This window comes from Vibrio aquaticus (assembly GCF_003970385.1).
GTDB classification, from domain to species: Bacteria; Pseudomonadota; Gammaproteobacteria; order Enterobacterales; family Vibrionaceae; genus Vibrio; species Vibrio aquaticus.
Map to the genome: position 1 here is coordinate 1329494 of NZ_RXZH01000001.1, position 18080 is coordinate 1347573.

At 47.0% G+C, this 18080-nt stretch carries 15 protein-coding genes and 4 tRNA genes; 16 read left to right on the forward strand and 3 right to left on the reverse strand.

Annotated elements, in window-relative coordinates; all coding sequences use genetic code 11:
* Nucleotides 1-10 precede the first annotated feature (10 nt).
* Together dgcN and EJ063_RS05770 are read right to left on the reverse strand one after the other, a co-directional pair.
* Nucleotides 11-1018: an N-acetyltransferase DgcN gene (gene dgcN, locus EJ063_RS05765; protein ID WP_126573038.1), complete on the reverse strand. Its 1008-nt coding sequence runs from the start codon at nucleotides 1016-1018 to the stop codon at nucleotides 11-13.
* A 95-nt stretch (nucleotides 1019-1113) separates the two neighbouring features.
* Nucleotides 1114-1980: a LysR family transcriptional regulator gene (locus tag EJ063_RS05770; protein WP_126573039.1), complete on the reverse strand. Its 867-nt coding sequence runs from the start codon at nucleotides 1978-1980 to the stop codon at nucleotides 1114-1116.
* Between the two features lie 153 nt (nucleotides 1981-2133).
* Between EJ063_RS05770 and yegD the strand changes: the two genes are divergently transcribed.
* Nucleotides 2134-3486: a molecular chaperone gene (gene yegD, locus EJ063_RS05775; RefSeq protein WP_126573040.1), complete on the forward strand. Its 1353-nt coding sequence runs from the start codon at nucleotides 2134-2136 to the stop codon at nucleotides 3484-3486.
* A 163-nt stretch (nucleotides 3487-3649) separates the two neighbouring features.
* Complete coding sequence (soxR, locus tag EJ063_RS05780) at nucleotides 3650-4114, forward strand: redox-sensitive transcriptional activator SoxR (RefSeq protein ID WP_126573041.1); 465 nt, start codon at nucleotides 3650-3652, stop codon at nucleotides 4112-4114.
* Between the two features lie 2 nt (nucleotides 4115-4116).
* On the opposite strand, the gene EJ063_RS05785 is transcribed toward soxR, so the two are convergent.
* Nucleotides 4117-4590, reverse strand: a complete 474-nt coding sequence (locus EJ063_RS05785; RefSeq protein ID WP_126573042.1) for a peptide-methionine (S)-S-oxide reductase — start codon at nucleotides 4588-4590, stop codon at nucleotides 4117-4119.
* A 269-nt stretch (nucleotides 4591-4859) separates the two neighbouring features.
* On the opposite strand from EJ063_RS05785, the gene EJ063_RS05790 reads away from it, so the two are divergent.
* The 14 genes from EJ063_RS05790 to nirD all read left to right on the forward strand — a co-directional run bounded on the left by EJ063_RS05790 (nucleotide 4860) and on the right by nirD (nucleotide 17939).
* A complete protein-coding gene (locus EJ063_RS05790; RefSeq protein WP_126573043.1) occupies nucleotides 4860-5462 on the forward strand; it encodes a DUF6198 family protein in 603 nt (200 codons plus the stop codon).
* 203 nt (nucleotides 5463-5665) lie between these two features.
* Nucleotides 5666-5739: transfer RNA gene (locus EJ063_RS05795), tRNA-Cys, on the forward strand.
* Between the two features lie 15 nt (nucleotides 5740-5754).
* A tRNA-Gly gene (locus EJ063_RS05800) sits at nucleotides 5755-5845 on the forward strand.
* A gap of 51 nt (nucleotides 5846-5896) precedes the next feature.
* Nucleotides 5897-5983: transfer RNA gene (locus EJ063_RS05805), tRNA-Leu, on the forward strand.
* A gap of 33 nt (nucleotides 5984-6016) precedes the next feature.
* A tRNA-Cys gene (locus tag EJ063_RS05810) sits at nucleotides 6017-6090 on the forward strand.
* A gap of 323 nt (nucleotides 6091-6413) precedes the next feature.
* Nucleotides 6414-9053 (forward strand): nitrate reductase, encoded by a 2640-nt coding sequence (locus EJ063_RS05815; RefSeq protein ID WP_126573044.1) that lies wholly within the window; start codon nucleotides 6414-6416, stop codon nucleotides 9051-9053.
* A gap of 8 nt (nucleotides 9054-9061) precedes the next feature.
* Nucleotides 9062-9943 (forward strand): uroporphyrinogen-III C-methyltransferase, encoded by an 882-nt coding sequence (cobA, locus tag EJ063_RS05820; RefSeq protein WP_126573045.1) that lies wholly within the window; start codon nucleotides 9062-9064, stop codon nucleotides 9941-9943.
* Entirely contained in the window at nucleotides 9940-10887 is a 948-nt protein-coding gene (locus EJ063_RS05825; protein ID WP_126573046.1) for a glycosyl transferase family protein, read from the forward strand. The genes cobA and EJ063_RS05825 overlap by 4 nt, the downstream gene beginning before the upstream one ends.
* Nucleotides 10888-10971: 84 nt before the next feature.
* Nucleotides 10972-11553 carry an ANTAR domain-containing response regulator gene (locus EJ063_RS05830; protein WP_126573047.1) on the forward strand — a complete coding sequence of 194 codons (582 nt, stop codon included), beginning with the start codon at nucleotides 10972-10974 and terminating at the stop codon, nucleotides 11551-11553.
* A 297-nt stretch (nucleotides 11554-11850) separates the two neighbouring features.
* The gene (locus EJ063_RS05835; RefSeq protein WP_126573048.1) at nucleotides 11851-13224 is read left to right on the forward strand and encodes a CmpA/NrtA family ABC transporter substrate-binding protein; all 1374 of its coding nucleotides are present in this window, start codon (nucleotides 11851-11853) and stop codon (nucleotides 13222-13224) included.
* 60 nt (nucleotides 13225-13284) lie between these two features.
* Nucleotides 13285-14253: an ABC transporter permease gene (locus tag EJ063_RS05840; protein ID WP_126573049.1), complete on the forward strand. Its 969-nt coding sequence runs from the start codon at nucleotides 13285-13287 to the stop codon at nucleotides 14251-14253.
* Between the two features lie 10 nt (nucleotides 14254-14263).
* Nucleotides 14264-15118 carry an ABC transporter ATP-binding protein gene (locus EJ063_RS05845; protein ID WP_126573050.1) on the forward strand — a complete coding sequence of 285 codons (855 nt, stop codon included), beginning with the start codon at nucleotides 14264-14266 and terminating at the stop codon, nucleotides 15116-15118.
* Nucleotides 15119-15128: 10 nt separating this feature from the next.
* Nucleotides 15129-17612 (forward strand): nitrite reductase large subunit NirB, encoded by a 2484-nt coding sequence (gene nirB, locus EJ063_RS05850; RefSeq protein WP_126573051.1) that lies wholly within the window; start codon nucleotides 15129-15131, stop codon nucleotides 17610-17612.
* Entirely contained in the window at nucleotides 17613-17939 is a 327-nt protein-coding gene (gene nirD, locus EJ063_RS05855; protein WP_126573052.1) for a nitrite reductase small subunit NirD, read from the forward strand. It abuts the gene before it with no gap.
* Nucleotides 17940-18080 lie beyond the last annotated feature (141 nt).

Here is an 18080-nt window from a genome sequence, read left to right on the forward strand (position 1 = left end):
TAACTCTCTTCTAAAAGTGAGTAACGATTTGCTGAGCGATAGCATCGATACCAAAACGAACAGGGTCTGTCACTGGTACACCAAACTGCTCTTGCCAATCAGCACACAGCGTTTGAGCCTCTTGTTCTGATAACGCTGACGTGTTTAAGCTGATTCCCGCGAGATTGGCCTTTGGGTTGGTCAAACGAGCTGCCGCGATATTGGCGTCAATCGTCGCTTGAATCGACGGTAACTCGAAATGAGGTAAATGACGAATATGTGGACGGCCGACTTCATGGCACAGAACCAAGGCATCAGCCTGGGCGCCGTGCAATAGCCCAAGGCTAACGCCAGCGAATGATGGATTAAATAGGGAACCTTGCCCTTCAATGATGTCCCAATCATGATCATCAAAGTCAGGGCTAATGGCTTCTACCGCACCTGAAATAAAATCGGCGACGACGGCATCAATAGAAATACCTTTGCCATCAATTAAGATACCGGTTTGGCCAGTCGCTTTAAACTGCGCATCGACCTGTTTGTTCTTTAAGGCTTTCTCCAACGCAAGAGCGGTAAACATCTTACCAACTGAGCAGTCTGTTCCGACGGTTAGAATGCGCTTACCTTGGCGCTTAACACCATTACCAACCTTGAGCGTGTCATCAAAGTGGCGAACATCGTGAAGTTGGGTGATTCCCTCTGACTCAAGTTGAGCCAAGGCTTCTATTTCATTCAGGCGAGAGTGCATACCAGAAGCGATCTCAAATCCCATTTGCGCCGCTTTGATTAATGTCTCTTGCCAGTTTGCAGGTATAACGCCACCTGCATTGGCCGTCCCAATCACAAGTGTTTTAGCGCCGCTTTCTTTGGCTTGTTCTAATGTTAGGTCTGGTAGGTCGAGAGAAACCGTTTCTGGTGTTAAACGTAGCTGTCCTACGCAAGAGGCTGGTCGCCATAAGGCAATACCACGAGCAGTTTTTGCTGCAATAGGGTCAGTAACATCACCGAGAAAAAGTAAGTAAGGTTGAGCAATAGACATCGTAAATCCTTGTTGTAACGTCGCGAATGTAACCACTTTAGGGGCAACGTTGTAAGGACTCGAATGCTTATTTGACGTTAGGGTATAACTTTAAGTTATAGGCTTTGTTCGAGCTGCTCGACGAACCATTTAGCAGCAATGCTGAGAGGGTAGTGCTCGGCATGAAGTAACGAGACGCAAACGCCAATAGATGGCTCTAGAACGTGGCATTGAACTCGTTGATCATATTGCTGTGCAGTCCAAGGGTCGACAATGGCGTAACCGGCTCCTTGAGCAACTAATTCAGCGGCAGCGCTGTAGTTACGCACGGTAATTTGCGGGTGATGGTCAGGCGCTATAGCGTGAATAACTCGATGTAGCTGAATGCCTAATGGATCTCGGGTATCTAAGCTGATCAGGGTCTGGTCATCTGCAAGAAGTGATTCTAGACTCAGTGGACTGGGTTGCGAGCTGCCTTTCGGTGACAGCACCACCATCTCGGTATTTAACAGAGTACGTTGAACCAGTGGAGCAGGGGCATCATCACCAAAGCAAATAGCCATATCGAGTTGGTTTTTAATCAGTGCATCACAAAGCTCATCTTGGTTCGCAGTCGAAACTTCAATCGTGTAGTCACTTTGCTGGCATATCTGAGCAATGACAGAAGCCAGCATAGTCGAAGCTAAAATCGGCGTCGCACCGATGGTGAGGTGCTTCTCGCCAGCTTTGATCTTATTGGTAAGGTTGCGAAACTGCCCGAGTTGTTGATAGACCTTTTCCGCTTCTGGTAGTAACAAGTTGGCTTCTTTGGTTGGGATCAGTCGGCCTTTAATGCGCTCAAATAGAGAGAATCCCAGTTGAAGCTCGGTATGAGCAAGAACACGTGTGACATTAGGTTGAGAGACATGAAGCTGTTTGGCTGCGCCAGAGACGGTGCCCGATTTCATTACGGCATAGAACACTTCCAGTTGTCTTAAATTCACGCTCGACCTCATCATCCATTTGCGATTGCCTTTGCACTTTAAAACAAATTGGTGATTTACAAAAGAAATGCGCCTTACCGGTTGACCCATCTACTTGTGTAGGCTTTACTATGCGCCCCCAAAAAAGCCGCAGTAAACAATGAGGAAATAGAGATGCCTATAGGTTTTGACTATGGAACAGCCAACTGTTCAGTCGCCAAGCTAGTTAATGGTGACGTGCAAGCAATCCGTCTTGTGGGCGATGATTACTATATTCCTTCAACGCTGTGTGCGCCGACCTCAGAAGTGGTGTCTGAATATCTTTTTCGTGTTCTGAACATTAAGCCACATGACACGGTGGGAGAAAATTTCTTAAGACGTGCAATTCGCTTGAACGATGAAGAGGGGATAGACGTCAGAGCTGACGACGTTAAGTTCGGCCATGAAGCGCTGAGCTTGTACCTCGAAGATCCAAAAGATGTCTATTACGTGAAGTCGCCAAAGTCGTTCTTGGGTGCCATGGGTTTAAGAGACATGCAGCTTACGTTCTTTGAAGATCTCGTTTGTGCCATGATGGCCAATATTCGAGCGAAAACAGAACAAGCGCTTGGTCAAGAGGTAACGCAAACCGTCATTGGTCGCCCAGTGAACTTTTTGGGTCGTGGCGGTGAAGAGTCAAACATTCAAGCGGAAGGTATTTTGCGCCGTGCGGCCAATCGAGCGGGCTTTAAGGATGTTGAGTTTCAGTTTGAACCTGTTGCTGCCGGTCTAGAATATGAAGCGTCACTGACAGAAGATAAGAACGTGTTAGTGGTTGATATCGGTGGTGGTACTACCGACTGTTCGTTCCTGCGCATGGGGCCAGGCTGGGCGGGCAAACAAGACCGTCAAGACTCGCTATTGGCGCACTCTGGCCAAATGGTGGGAGGAAACGACTTAGATATTTTCACCGCATTTAAACGCTTTATGTCTGAGTTTGGTATGGGTACGCAGACCTTAGGTGGGCTTGATATTCCAACCACGCAGTTTTGGAACCCAATTGCGATCAATGACGTTCAAGCGCAGCGTAAGTTCTATGCGCACGACAACCTTAAGCTTTTGAGAAACTTGGTGAAAGAGTCTCAGCAGCCTGACAAGCTAGGTCGTCTAGTAGAATTGCACCAAGGCACGATGGGCTATGCGGTAATTCGTGAAGCGGAACAAACGAAAATTGCATTGGGAGAGCAAGAGAGTTACCAAGCGCAAATCCAGTTATTGAATGAAACGGTGTCGATTCCGGTTCTAAAATCTCAAATGGAAGAGGCGATCGCGATTCCAACCGGGAAGATCCAAGCTTTGGTTGATGAAGCGATCAAACAAAGTGGCATTCAACCTGATGTCGTTTACATGACTGGTGGTTCGGCTCGTTCACCTATTCTAACCGGCGCAGTACAAGCGATGTTGCCAAATACACCGATTGTAAGTGGTAACTACTTTGGCTCTGTTACTGCCGGATTAGCACGTTGGGCAGATTTGATTTATCGATAAGGAATTTTCGATAAATAGACATTTTGCTTGAGAAAGACCTAGCGTAACTGCTAGGTCTTTCTCATTTTGAGAGTGAGGTCAGCTCCTTCGGCTTAATTTTCATTCCTATCACTGCTACTCTAAACCTCAAGTTAACTTAGGGTCTAATTGTAGGAGTCGGTATATGGAAATGAGTGTTGGTGAAGTCGCAAAACGATCGGGTGTTAAAGTGTCTGCACTTCATTTCTACGAGCAAAAAGGTTTGATCCACAGTTGGCGAAACCAAGGCAATCAACGCCGTTACGATCGCAGTGTATTAAGGCGAATTGCGGTAATTAAAGCGGCTCAAGAAGTGGGCTTAACACTGGATGAGATAGTTGGTTCACTCGCTTATTTACCAAAGCATCACGCTCCGAATCGTAAAGAGTGGGAGAAAATGGCATCAGGCTGGAAAGCGCTGTTAGAACACCGTATTAAGCAGATGAAAGCTCTACAAGAAGATTTAGGCGGCTGTATTGGTTGCGGCTGCTTATCGATGGAATCTTGCGCCATTTACAACCCGCAAGATATACGCGCTGAAACCTTTGAGGGCAAAACCTTACTGACTAACCCTGAAGATTGGGATTCAGCAGAGACCGAAACCAAGTAAACTTACTGGCGATACTTGTGCAGCAAATCTAATGGGATATGGCAGTAATCGTTAGGAAAGCGTGTTAAACGGTCTTGGTGTTCTTCATCACTTTTTACATAATTCGTCAGCGGTTTCACTTCGACGGCAATCGTGCCTGTCGCATTGTATTGTTTGATAAACTCTGTTGCTTGCGACAAATGCTGTTCATCCAAGCTGTACACACCTGTTCGGTATTTATAGCCGACGTCTTCACCCTGCTGATTGGCGCTGTACGGGTCAATGATCTCAAACAAATAGCCCACTAGCACTTCGACTGAAACAAGGTTAGGATCGAATTGGGTTTTTACACACTCTGCGTAACCATCGTATTCACTTGAGGTGGTGTTGCTTGTCCCGTTCGCTCGGCCAGCTTGTGTCGAGATAACGCCGGGTAAGTGCCTAAAAAACTCTTGCACGCCCCACAAACAGCCGCCAGCGAAGTAGATCTCTTGCATTACGATGTATTCCTACTTATTCCAAAACGGCGACATTAAACCAGATCTAACATGGGATGGATACGCATAGCTGCTCTTACCAGAAGTGCGAACGATAGAAAGAGTTAGGTCAACGAAAATCAATCGCCTTCTATAAAATGTAAACTTTACTTAACAGACACAAACTGCGCCGAATTACTGTGATCTATCGACATTTCTATTAATTAAAGACATCTTATTTGTGTTTGATTCACACCTTTTTGATGAATCGTTAGGGATAGGAAGTCTAAATGGATAAGGAACATAGTCTTCGCGAGAATATGCTTGCGTTGGTATTAGGCAGTGCTTTGGTTTCTCTTGGCGTTATCTTTTTCAATAAAGTTGGCCTACTGACTGGCGGTACTGCAGGTTTAGCGATCTTTTTAACTAAGGTGAGCGACTTTAGTTTCGGGCAAATCTTCTTCGCACTTAACTTACCTTTTTACGTGTTGTCTGTTACCCGTATGGGCTGGCGTTTTACGTTAAACACCTTTGTTGCAGTCAGCATCGTTTCTTTGGCGGTGGACCATCTTCACCATGTTATCGAGATTGCTCGTATCGAACCGATTTACGCAGCCTTATTGGGCGGTGGTTTGATCGGTATGGGTATGCTGGTTATTTTCCGTCACAAGATGAGCTTAGGCGGATTCAATATCCTCGCGCTGTTCTTGCAAGACAGATACGGCATCCGAGCAGGCAAAGTTCAGATGGCGCTAGATTGTACGATTGTCGTGATGTCGCTATTTATCGTAGATATTACCTTGATTCTGCTTTCGATCGGGGGGGCAATCGCAACTAACCTGATCTTGGCGATGAACCACAAACCGGGTAGATACCAACCTCAAGCGGCTTAATTGTGACAAATTTCGGAGGGCTTAATCGTGAGGTTAAGCCTTTTTTCGTTTGAAAAGAGTAAAATGCGATCAAACAATCGTCATATCGCTTTAAAACTCAGCAAACAAATGAAAAAGTCACTTTTTTGTTTGACTCTATGGGCTCAATCCGTAAAGTATGCAGCGAACGCAACGGTGAGTAACCTAAAGCGTTGAAAGAAAAGGGCGCCTTGGCAGAGTGGCTATGCAGCGGATTGCAAATCCGTGGACCTCGGTTCGATTCCGGGAGGCGCCTCCATTTTCTTTCCTATTTGCGACACTAGCTCAGTTGGTAGAGCGCAACCTTGCCAAGGTTGAGGTCACGCCTTAAACTTTGAAGAAAGGGAACCTCGTGTGTCGCTCCATATTTTAGATGGTGTTTATTGTTCTAAACGGCATCACAAAGAAATTTGTGTGCCCTGGTGGTGGAATTGGTAGACACAAGGGATTTAAAATCCCTCGACGTTCGCGTTGTGCCGGTTCAAGTCCGGCCCGGGGCACCATCTCAAATTCGCTCTAAGAGCAACACAAATAATGGCGCCTTGGCAGAGTGGCTATGCAGCGGATTGCAAATCCGTGGACCTCGGTTCGATTCCGGGAGGCGCCTCCATTATTTGAAAGCCCTGACAGAAATGTCAGGGCTTTTTTCGTTTATCGCTCCCATTTTGCTGATCTGCTCGAACTCTTTGCACGCTCACGGCACGTCTTTGCACGTCTCTGGTGCGAATGCAAAATGCTCAAAACCTAAGTGATTGAAAATAAAAAATATCTCAGTCTGGCATCGGATTTGCTGAATGGAATAAGAGAGTATTTTGCTTTATCACGTGGGCTTTACTCTTGCTCAGATATTATAACAGCGTCATTGGCAACGAAGCCTCTTCCTTGATGGGAGAGGCTTTTTTTGTTTTCGCGGCGAAAGATTAGGACATCAAAATGACAAAGGAATGTATTAAAACCGCTTGCCCTTATTGTGGTGTCGGGTGTGGTGTTGAAGTCAATCAATTAGGGATTGTGGGTGATAAGCAGCATCCTGCCAACCATGGGTCATTATGTGTGAAAGGGTCGGCTTTAGCAGAGAGTTTAGCCATGCCAGCTCGCCTGCTTTACCCAAAGCTCCATGGTGAAGAGATAAGTTGGGAACAAGCCACTGATGCGATTGCTCAAGCGTATCACCAAGCGATTGAGAAACACGGGTCTGACTCAACGGCAATGTATGTCTCTGGTCAGCTGCTAACAGAAGACTATTACGTAGCGAATAAGTTTATGAAGGGGTTTGTTGGCAGCGCTAACATCGATACTAACTCGCGACTCTGTATGTCGTCAGCGGTTGTGGCCCATAACCGAGCATTTGGCGAAGATATTGTTCCGGTAAACTATGACGACCTCGATCATGCGGAGCTGATTATCATTTGTGGCGCTAATACCGCTTGGACTCATCCGGTCTTGTTTAGGCGCTTACAGCAAGCAAGAGAGCGTAACCCTGAACTTAAGTTAGTGGTAATCGATCCTCGTGAGACGGTCACAGCGCAACAAGCCGATTTACATCTGCCGATCCCCAATGATGGCGACGTAATGCTATTCAACGGTTTACTTCGATACTGCATCGACACCAATACCATTGATGAAGAGTATATTGCTCAGCACACCCATGGCTCTGAGTCATTGTTTGAAGAGCTTAACTCACCGCAATACTCGCTCGATACACTGGCTCAGTCGCTACAGTTAACAACTGAGCAACTGCGCCTTTTCTTTCACTGGTTTTCTGTATCGAAAAGAGCAATCACGCTGTTTTGCCAAGGCGTGAATCAGTCGGAAAGTGGTTCAGATAAAGGCAACGCGATTATTAATGCTCATTTAGCCACGGGAAAAATCGGCTATGAGGGCGCAGGGCCTTTCTCGATTACCGGTCAGCCAAACGCAATGGGAGGCCGAGAAGTTGGCGGGTTAGCCAATCAATTAGCGATTCACCGCGGGTTTGATCAAGACTCCATAAATCGAGTGAGCGAATTTTGGCAAACTCCACGTCTTGCCACACAGCCAGGCTATAAGGCGCTAGAGATGTTTGAAGCGGTCGATAGGGGTGATATTAAAGTCATTTGGATTATGGCGACCAATCCCGTTGTTTCCTTGCCGGACAACCACTTCATCAAACAGGCGCTGAAGAAATGCCCGTTTGTCATTGTGTCTGATGTCACCCCCGATGCCGATATTGCCCAGTATGCGGATCTATTACTTCCAGCCGCAGGGTGGGGCGAAAAGCAGGGAATGGTGACGAACTCGGAACGCATGATGACTCGTCAAAGGCAGTTCATTAAGCCCAAGGGGGAGATCAAACCGGATTGGAGAGCAATAAGTGAAGTCGGTGCGAAGTTGTGTCAGCGACTTGGACTAAAGAACAGGTTCGAATTTGCGAATGAAGCCGATGTGTTTCGTGAATATGCGGCAATGACCGGATTAAATGCAGGTTCAACACTACTGCTCGACTTGTCGCAATATTCAAACATTAGTGATGAGGAGTATCAGAATTGGCAACCAACCCGATGGGGCGGAGATCGGCCATTAGCTGATGGTCAATTTAGCTTTCCAGATCGAAAAGCCCGTTTTGTCGTTCCTCAAATGAGTGACGTTCCAGAGAGTAGAGGCTGGTGGTTGAACAGCGGCCGTCAAAGAGATCAATGGCACACTATGACACGAACAGGCCACATCGCTCACCTAGCCGCGACTGAACCTGAACCAACGGTAACGATGAATACTCGCTCGGCAGCTTATATAGGCGTTAAGCCTGGCCAACTGGTGGTGATGAGTAATCAAGCGACAAGTAAAAAAGTGCTGGCGAAAGCGATGATGGATGATGGCTTAGGCGATAAGCAGCTCTACATGTCGATGCACTGGGCTGGTCAATATGGGATGGGTAATGAAGTTAATGCTGCTATAAGCCGCCAGCAAGATCCGTTTTCTGGCCAGCCTGCTTTTAAATCTCAACGTGTTGAAGTGAGTAATGCGGGTGCAAAAGCTTACGCAATGTGCATTGGCGAGAATGCTCTGTTTTCGAGTGGAGAACAATTCGAACACTCACTTTGGCCTTATCAATCTTTCCAGAGTGAAGGCTCGATGGCGATTTGGCGCCTTGCGGGCTTTTGTTTATTGAATAAGCAAACATCTCTATTGACGCAAAAGGCCTTAGGCCAAAGGCAACTGACGCTTGAACTGTCTAATGGTTGGTTAACGGTCGGATATGAGGAAGTCGCTGAAACGAGGATCATTCGTTCGATATTCATCACCTCAAGTGAGCCGATAGTATCGGATGCCAGTGAGTTAGCGAAGTTGGTTGGTCGCTCACTCACCTTTAGCTCGTTGTTGGCGATTGCTTCTCAAGAACAAGCCGTCGAGCTGATTTGTAGCTGCTTTCGAGTTAACAGCAATCAAATCATTCGTGAGTTAGAAAAGGGCGCTTGCCAAACCCTTGAGCAGCTTCAAGGCAAATTAAAATGTGGCACCAACTGCGGGTCGTGTATTCCGCAAATCCAACGCTTGGTCGATGACCATGCCACGGTCATCACTTTAAGCAAATAGGAGTCGTTATGCACAAGTTCAAGTTACGCAGAGAGGGGGCTGAGGCATCATTGAAAGGGGCAGGGTTCAGCGCTCATAAAATGATGACCATCGACACCACTTTACTCTCAGAAAAACGAGTCACTTCATCGTTGGGTAAGGTTTTCTTGGTTGGGGCTGGGCCTAATGATCCTGATTTATTAACGGTAAAAGCGCTCAAACTGATACAACAAGCTGACGTGATTGTGTATGACCGCTTGGTTAATCAAACGATATTGGAGCTTGCCTCTGCTCAGAGTCAGACCATTTATGTCGGAAAGCGATGTGGTCAGCCAAGTTTAACTCAGCTAGAGATTAACCAAATCCTTGTTGAATACGCCCAGTTAGGTAAACAGGTGGTCCGTTTAAAAGGCGGCGATCCATTTATTTTTGGCCGTGGCGGTGAAGAGGGGTTGGCGCTCGCAAAACAGGGCATCGAGTTTGACGTCGTTCCCGGCATCACGGCTGCGATTGGTTGTGCGGCCTCATCTCGTATTCCTTTAACACACCGAAAAGTGGCTCGCAGTGTTACCTTTGTCACGGGGCAAGTCGTGACAGGTGCACTGCCTGCCTGGTCACAGCTTGTGGGGGCGGGGCAAACGCTGGTTTTCTATATGGGGCTCGAAAAAGCTAATGATATACAGCAGGGGTTGATTGATCATGGGCTGAGGAAAGATTTCCCTGTGGCGATTGTTACCCATGGCTGCAGCCCACAACAACGAGTTCATGTCCTGACCTTAAGTGATCTTAGCAGCAAGGCAGAAACGCTAAAAGGTGTTAGTCCGGCATTGATTATCTTAGGGGAAGTCGTCAAACTGCGAGAAGAACTAAAAATGACCGTACAAACAGCGGTTTCTCAAGAGGTAGTATGAGCACTATATTGGAATGTATTCGCACGGTAGGCCGTGGTGAGCGTGGACGCAAACCGCTGACTTTTGACCAAGCATACAAAGTTATGGATGAGTACCTTGATGGTCATGCCGAAGACGATCAAATGGCGATGTTGTTGATGCTGATCCGTGTTCAAAACGAAACAAAACAAGAAATCGCCGGTTTTGTTAAAGCGTTTCAATCACGAGTGCCAAATTTAGGCGCAGACATTGATTGGCCATGCTACGCAGGTAAACGACCAAACGCGGGTCAACCTTGGCACCTTTTAGCGGCGAAGCTTCTAGCCGATGACGGTTATAAAGTGCTGCTTCATGGTTATCACGATAGACCTGCAGGCCGATTGCACGCAGAAGATTACTTAGAATCGCTCGGTATCGAGTTGGCCAACTCTCCAGAACATGCCAAAGCGTTACTTGAAGAGAAAGGCATCGCGTATTTGCCGTTAAGCCAGTTCGCTCCACAAGCGGAAACCATGATTGGTTGGAAAAACCGGTACGGGTTGCGCACGCCAATCAATACGGTAGTTCGAGCGCTTAATCCTGGCGGCGCGAAAATTGGCCTCAGAGGCAGTTTCCACCCTGGTTTCCAGCAGCTTCATGCAGAAGTGGAAAGTGAAATCGGATTAACCAGCCATGCGGTTGTGTCCTATAAAGGGCAGTCTGGTGAGTCGGAATATAACCCGAAAGTGAGTCAAACCGTTTGGGTTAGCACGCCAACCGGTGTGGAATCTCATTACTGGACTGAGCGCATGCTGACAGACATTCCACTGCCTAAAGTCTGTGTTTTTGGCACAGCAGAAAAAGATCTAAATATGATGGCGAATACGGTTGTCTCGACAATGGCCGCTACCTTGTTCGCTGAGCTTAATGATTACGATCAAGCCTTTGAAAAAGCATATAAGCTCTGGGCAAGCTACTGCGCCTAACGCAGCCAAATTAGCTTATACACTCTAATTGGCACATTCCTTGTTATGTCTCTGGTAGATACGAGAGAAAAACAAGGAATGTACATGCAAAAAATACTCTCCAAGACGCCCATTATTATTTGTTGCGACCGCATTGAAGAGCAGGTTCGATTAACCACATTGCTTGCGCCGGATTGCGACAACATCCTCACTTGTCAGCTAAATCATTTGGAATCGATGCTCCAACGTGAGCCAAGTGCGCACGTAGTGATTGGTTGGTTACAACCGAGTGCGGAATTGCGCCTCATTATTGAAGCTTGTCGAGCAAATTCTCACCCTTTGTTGGTTGTGGTTAAACAGCTAAATTCTAATGATATTAATCGTTTACCTGAACGTATGGACTATGTGTTAGTACCTGCTGATTCAGAGCTTTCTTTAGCGCCGTGGCTGTTGCATGCGTCTCAGATTAATCAGTCGGTCACGAACTATGAGCAAGAAATCAACCGCCTTTCGACTCAACTGGAAGAACGAAAGGTGATCGAGAAAGCGAAAGGTCTATTGATGACGCTGCATCAAGTGGATGAAGAGGGGGCTTATCAGGCAATGAGAACGTCGGCGATGAAATCGAGCCAACCTTTGGTCCAAGTGGCGCGAAATTTACTGCAAACTCTCGAAGCATTGAAATGACCATTTCTACCACTTTGGGGTTATGCGAAAAATTCCGCATTGGTGCGTATTGCACTAATAACAAGCAAAACTCAGTAATGGTTAAAGCCTTTTGTATCTATCTTATTGAATTTATTGTGTTAAATAAGTTGGCATGCAACTGGCAAATGAATAAGTAACATTAAGAATGCAGTAACAAGTATTTGAAATAATAGTTGTTCAATCGTGACCTTAGATTATCAACGGCGGTAATCAACAAGGATGCAATGGCGCTACGGCTCACTTGAGTCGTAGCGCCTTTTTTATTGGAGAAAGTTTATGAAATGGACGTCACTCATTAAAACCACCTGCACTTCAGTTGCCCTCGTTTCGGCGCTCTCTTTGCCAAATGCAATGGCCGAATTAGGAGAGCCAGAAATCGAAGACTTAAAGTTTGGCTTTATCAAACTAACCGACATGGCGCCGCTGGCTGTGGCCTATGAAAAAGGTTTCTTTGAAGACGAAGGACTATACGTATCGCTGGAGGCGCAAGCTAACTGGAAAGTGCTGCTAGATCGAGTGATTGATGGAGAACTTGATGGGGCGCACATGCTGTCAGGGCAACCACTGGGCGCAACGATTGGTATTGGTACACAAGCCGAGGTCATTACCGCTTTTAGTATGGATTTAAACGGCAATGCGATTACGGTTTCAAATAAAACATGGCAGCAGATGAAGCCAAATGTTCCGACAGAAGCGGATGGTAAGCTGGTTCGCCCGATTAAAGCGGATGCGTTGAAGCCAGTGGTCGAAAGCTATTTAGATGAGGGTAAGCCTTTTAACATGGGGATGGTGTTTCCCGTGTCTACTCACAACTATGAGCTTCGCTATTGGTTAGCGGCAGGTGGCATTCACCCGGGTTATTACGCACCACAATCGGGAGATAACAGTGGTCAAGTGAATGCGGATGTTCTACTGAGTGTGACGCCACCACCACAGATGCCAGCAACCATGGAAGCGGGAACCATTGAAGGCTACTGCGTTGGTGAACCCTGGAACCAACAAGCGGTGTTTAAAGGCATTGGAGCGCCAGTCGTGACCGATTACGAAATCTGGAAAAACAACCCTGAGAAAGTGTTCGGTGTGTCTAAGGCTTGGGCAGAGAAGTACCCGAATACGCATATTCGCGTAGTGAAAGCGTTGATTCGAGCAGCTCATTGGTTGGATGCCAATAACAACGAGAATCGAGTTGAAGCGGTGAAACTGTTGGCTAAAAGTGAATATGTGGGCGCAGATTTCGAAGTTATCGCCAACTCGATGACAGGCACGTTTGAATATGAAAAAGGTGATGTACGAGAAGTGCCGGATTTTAACGTGTTCTTCCGCTACAACGCGACTTACCCGTACTACAGCGATGCGATTTGGTATCTAACCCAAATGCGCCGATGGGGACAAATCCCGCAAGAAAAACCGGACGATTGGTACATGGATATCGCTAAGAAAGTCTACCGTCCAGATATCTACCAACAGGCGGCTCAAGCCTTGGTTGAAGATGGTGTGCTGACATCGGGTGATTTTCCAAACTTCACACAAGAAGATGGCTTTAGAGCGCCGCAGAAACACTTTATCGACAATATCGTTTATGACGGACGCACGCCAAATGCTTACCTAGGCAAGTTTTCGATTGGCCTGAAAGGAAAAGACAAGGTTTAGCCCAAGCTCTAGTAAAGGGCGGTGAACGCCCTTGATCCCTCGATAAGCATAGGAGTCGTTATGTCGAGCAATGTGATCTCACTGATCCCCACCACACAAGTGGTCGCTAATAAAAGTAAGGTACTACTTCTGCCATTGATCGGAATACTCTTTTTTCTGATGCTTTGGCACTTGAGTGCGAAACAAGTCCAAACTTCGTTGGGGACGTTACCCGGTCCTACACAAACGTATCAGCAATTTAGCAATCTCGTCGTTGAGCATTTTGATGAGCGAGAGAAAGAAGTGGCGTTCATTGAGCGTCAAGAAAAGCGTAATGCAGCAAAGTTGGCAAAGAATCCTGAGGCGAAAGTGAAAATTCGCCCTTACACCGGCAAACCAACGTTCTTTGACCAAATCGTCACGAGCCTGATTACCGTGACCAGTGGCTTTATGCTGGCGACACTGATTGCGATCCCACTCGGTATTGTCTTGGGCCTTAATCAGGGTGCATACCAAGCGTGTAACCCAATCATTCAGCTGCTAAAACCGGTGTCGCCCTTGGCATGGCTCCCAATCGTAACCATGGTGGTCAGTGCGACTTATGTAAGCGATGATCCAATGTTCGCTAAGTCGTTTGTTAACTCACTGCTTACGGTAGCGTTATGCAGCCTTTGGCCAACGTTGATCAATACCGCAGTGGGCGTCACCAGCGTCGACAAAGACTTGGTTAATGTGAGTAAAGTGCTGCAGTTATCTTGGTGGAAACATATTCGCGTCATCGTTCTTCCTTCCGCAATTCCCATGATTTTCACTGGCTTACGCCTTTCACTCGGTATCGCATGGATGGTGCTTATCGCGGCAGAAATGTTGGCGCAAAACCCGGGCTTAGGAAAGTTTGTTTGGGATGAGTTCCAAAATGGCAGTTCTGCCTCTCTTGGGCGAATCATGGTGGCGGTCATTACCATTGGCTTGATTGGTCTACTTCTCGATAGAGGCATGCTTCAGCTACAAAAATGGCTGTCATGGAACAAACAACAGGCATTGCGATAAGGAGTTTCTCATGTCTAAACCACTACTTGACCTCACCCAGTTGGGGATGCGTTTCCCAACACCGAATGGTGAGTTTATCGCCCTTAAAAACGTCAATCTGCAAATCAAAAAAGGGGAGTTTGTCTCGTTGATCGGTCACTCTGGCTGTGGCAAATCGACCGTACTTAACTTGGTTGCAGGCCTACATTTACCAACAGATGGTGGTGTGATTGTTGACGGCCGTGAAGTCGCAGATCCAGGGCCAGAACGAGCGGTCGTATTCCAAAACCATTCGCTCTTGCCTTGGCTTACCGTGTATCAAAATGTTGAGCTCGCAGTGAAGCAAATTGCTGATCAATACACGCAAGGCAGTGACAAGAAAACCTGGATAAAAGAGCAGGTAGAGCACTATCTAGATTTGATCCAGATGACTCATGCTTCGGACAAAAAGCCTGATGAGATTTCTGGTGGTATGAAGCAGCGAGTGGGAATCGCCCGTGCGCTAGCGCTAAGACCCAAAGTGCTTCTTATGGACGAACCGTTCGGAGCACTTGATGCGTTAACCCGTGCACATTTGCAGGACTCACTAATGAAGATACAAGCTGAGTTGAACAACACGGTGATCATGATTACCCATGATGTCGATGAAGCCGTGCTGCTATCAGACAAAATCGTGATGATGACCAATGGACCCGCGGCAACCATTGGTGAAGTCCTCAATGTGGATCTTGAAAGACCACGGGATCGAGTGGCGTTAGCGGATGACCCGCAATATCAAAAGTATCGCCAGTCGGTACTGCGCTTCTTGTACGAGAAGCAGTCGAAAGCAATGACTCAGAAGCCAAGCAAGCAGCGCACTGAACGTGTGCCAGCGAAATCGGCATAAGGAGAAAGTGATGGAACACATAGTTATCGTCGGCAATGGAATGGTCGGGCATCATTTAGTCGCACAACTTGTAGAGCGAGGCGCACATTTAGAAAAACGTATTACCGTTATCGGTGAAGAGCGATTTATCGCCTATGACCGAGTTCAACTCTCTTCACTTTTTTCAGGTAATAGTCATCAAGATCTCATGCTTAGCAGCGAAGAGTGGTATGCCAGACATGGTATTGAACTCATGCTTGGTTGCGAAGTTACCCAAATTGATAAAGATTCAAAGCGTTTGATACTCGATGGTGACAGCGTGTTAGGTTATGACCAATTGGTGCTCGCCACCGGGTCATTTCCGTTTGTTCCTCCTATTGAGGGCAACGATCGTGACAACATTTTTGTTTATCGCACACTCGATGATCTATCAGAAATCAAAACCGCCTGTGAAGGTGCGAAAACAGGCGCGGTGATTGGTGGTGGCCTACTTGGCTTAGAAGCGGCTAATGCATTAAAGCTCTTAGGGGTTAAAACGCATGTAGTGGAATTTGCCCCCCGTCTAATGCCAGTTCAATTGGATGATGGGGCCGGTGATGTTCTCAAGCAGAAAATAGAAGCATTTGGGCTAACGGTTCATACCAACACTATTACTGAGAGAATCTGTGATGGTGAAAGCGCTCGCCATCGCATGGTTTTAAAAAACAAGCCAGCGTTGGAAGTCGATGTGATTGTCTTTTCTGCGGGTATTCGCCCTCAAGATTCATTGGCAAGAGAGGCCAATATCAGAGTGGGTGAGCGCGGCGGGATCATTATCGACAACCAATGTAAAACCAGCGATGAGAATATTTTCGCTATTGGGGAATGCGCACTGTGGCAAGAGAAAGTATTCGGCTTAGTTGCGCCTGGTTACAGCATGGCGAGAGTGGTCGCAGATGCCATCACATCAAAGGAAAATGCTGGTTTTAGTGGCGCTGACATGAGTACCAAGCTCAAACTACTTGGCGTCGATGTGGCTTCAATAGGAGATGCCCACAAGGTGACTCAAGGCGCTCAAGAAATGGTACTTCAAGATGCGGTTGCAGGTGTTTATAAAAAGCTGGTGGTGGATGAAACAGGAACGAAACTGCTTGGCGCGATCTTAGTCGGTGATAACTCAGACTACGACACCTTGCTTCAGTGTTATCTCAATGAAACCGTGTTACCCGATCACGCCGCTAACTTGTTGTTCGATACTAAAATGCTACAGGGCGAGATGGCAGACAGCGCGATGATCTGCTCGTGCCACAACGTCACGAAAGGAGACTTAGTCAGCGCTATCCAAGCGGGCGCACACGACCTCGATACCCTCAAATCACAAACCAAAGCGGGAACAGGCTGTGGTGGTTGCAGCAATATGGTTAAGTCGGTGTTAGACGGTGAACTAAGCGCTATGGGCGTAGAAGTAAACAATCACGTTTGCGAGCATTTCGCTTTGTCGCGCCAAGAGATGTTCCACATCTGCCAAGTTGAAGAGATCAAAGACTTCAACACGCTGCTCAACAAACATGGTCAGGGGCATGGCTGCGATCTTTGTAAACCGACTGCTGCTTCGATTTTTGCATCGCTGTGGAATGAACACATCATGGAGCCTCAGCATACTAGCCTCCAAGACTCTAACGATGCCTTTATGGCGAACTTACAAAAAGATGGTTCATACTCCGTTGTACCTCGTGTCGCGGGCGGTGAAATCACACCAGACAAATTGATTGCGTTGGGTGAAGTGGCTAAGAAGTTTGATTTGTACACCAAAATTACCGGCGGACAACGTGTTGATCTGTTCGGCGCTCAAGTCGAGCAGCTACCAGACATCTGGCAGTCGTTGATTGATGCTGGCTTTGAAACTGGGCATGCCTACGGCAAATCATTACGTACGGTGAAATCATGTGTGGGCTCCACTTGGTGCCGATATGGTGTGGATGACTCAGTCGGATTAGCGATAGAGCTTGAGAACCGATACAAAGGCTTAAGAGCGCCACATAAGATCAAGTTTGCCGTATCTGGGTGTACGCGGGAATGTGCTGAGGCTCAAAGCAAAGACATTGGTGTGATCGCGACTGAGAACGGTTGGAACCTCTATGTTTGTGGCAATGGTGGCATGCGTCCCCGCCACGCTGATCTATTCGCATCAGACTTATCAAAGCCAGAGCTAATTGCCTTGATTGACCGAGTATTGATGTTTTACGTGCGAACCGCTGATCGTCTGCAACGCACATCTGTTTGGATGGAAAACCTTGAAGGTGGCTTAGAGTACTTGAAAGAAGTGGTAATAGAAGACTCGTTAAGTCTTGCAGACTCTTTAGAACAACAGATGCAGCACGTAGTGGATACTTATCAATGTGAATGGAAGAGTACGGTTGAAACACCGGAGAAATTGGCTCGCTTTAAACCATTCATCAATAGCCACTTAGAAAGTGAAGCGCTGCCGTACCAGCGTGTGCGTGGTCAACGTATCCCTGTCAAAGAGGAGGTGTAAATGGATATTAAAGAGAAAGTGAAGGTATGCGACTTGTCTGACTTACCTCCTTATCAAGGGCGAGCGGCCATCATTTCTGGTGAGCAAGTCGCCTTGTTCAATGTGCCAAACATAGGCGTGTATGCGGTGCAAAATTGGGATCCTATCGGCAAAGCGCATGTCATGAGTCGAGGCATAGTCGGGGATGTGAATGGACATCTTTGTGTCGCTTCGCCGCTTTATAAGCAGCATTTTAGGCTTGATAATGGTGAATGCATTGAACGACCAGAAAATCGACTGAAGTGTTGGAAGGTCGACGTTGAAAGTGGGGCGGTAGTGGTGAGTTAAACGAGAGGAAACCGGTTGAAAACTAACACTTTGTGTCAAAGTTTATCCGCTTGAGTTGGTTTTTTCGGCACTTAACTCAAGAGAATGAGTTTATTGGTTGACGCAGAAACTCAATCCGTTAAAGTACACCTCGTTCCAAAG

Excerpts from the sequence above, each read along its gene's own strand:
- EJ063_RS05835 (WP_126573048.1), top strand. The coding sequence starts at position 11,851 with ATGAAATGGACGTCACTCATTAAAACCACCTGCACTTCAGTTGCCCTC.
- EJ063_RS05840 (WP_126573049.1), top strand. The coding sequence starts at position 13,285 with ATGTCGAGCAATGTGATCTCACTGATCCCCACCACACAAGTGGTCGCT.
- cobA (WP_126573045.1), top strand. The coding sequence starts at position 9,062 with ATGCACAAGTTCAAGTTACGCAGAGAGGGGGCTGAGGCATCATTGAAA.
- nirD (WP_126573052.1), top strand. The coding sequence starts at position 17,613 with ATGGATATTAAAGAGAAAGTGAAGGTATGCGACTTGTCTGACTTACCT.
- EJ063_RS05790 (WP_126573043.1), top strand. The coding sequence starts at position 4,860 with ATGGATAAGGAACATAGTCTTCGCGAGAATATGCTTGCGTTGGTATTA.
- EJ063_RS05815 (WP_126573044.1), top strand. The coding sequence starts at position 6,414 with ATGACAAAGGAATGTATTAAAACCGCTTGCCCTTATTGTGGTGTCGGG.
- EJ063_RS05845 (WP_126573050.1), top strand. The coding sequence starts at position 14,264 with ATGTCTAAACCACTACTTGACCTCACCCAGTTGGGGATGCGTTTCCCA.
- EJ063_RS05785 (WP_126573042.1), bottom strand. The coding sequence starts at position 4,590 with ATGCAAGAGATCTACTTCGCTGGCGGCTGTTTGTGGGGCGTGCAAGAG.
- EJ063_RS05825 (WP_126573046.1), top strand. The coding sequence starts at position 9,940 with ATGAGCACTATATTGGAATGTATTCGCACGGTAGGCCGTGGTGAGCGT.
- nirB (WP_126573051.1), top strand. The coding sequence starts at position 15,129 with ATGGAACACATAGTTATCGTCGGCAATGGAATGGTCGGGCATCATTTA.
- dgcN (WP_126573038.1), bottom strand. The coding sequence starts at position 1,018 with ATGTCTATTGCTCAACCTTACTTACTTTTTCTCGGTGATGTTACTGAC.
- yegD (WP_126573040.1), top strand. The coding sequence starts at position 2,134 with ATGCCTATAGGTTTTGACTATGGAACAGCCAACTGTTCAGTCGCCAAG.
- EJ063_RS05830 (WP_126573047.1), top strand. The coding sequence starts at position 10,972 with ATGCAAAAAATACTCTCCAAGACGCCCATTATTATTTGTTGCGACCGC.
- soxR (WP_126573041.1), top strand. The coding sequence starts at position 3,650 with ATGGAAATGAGTGTTGGTGAAGTCGCAAAACGATCGGGTGTTAAAGTG.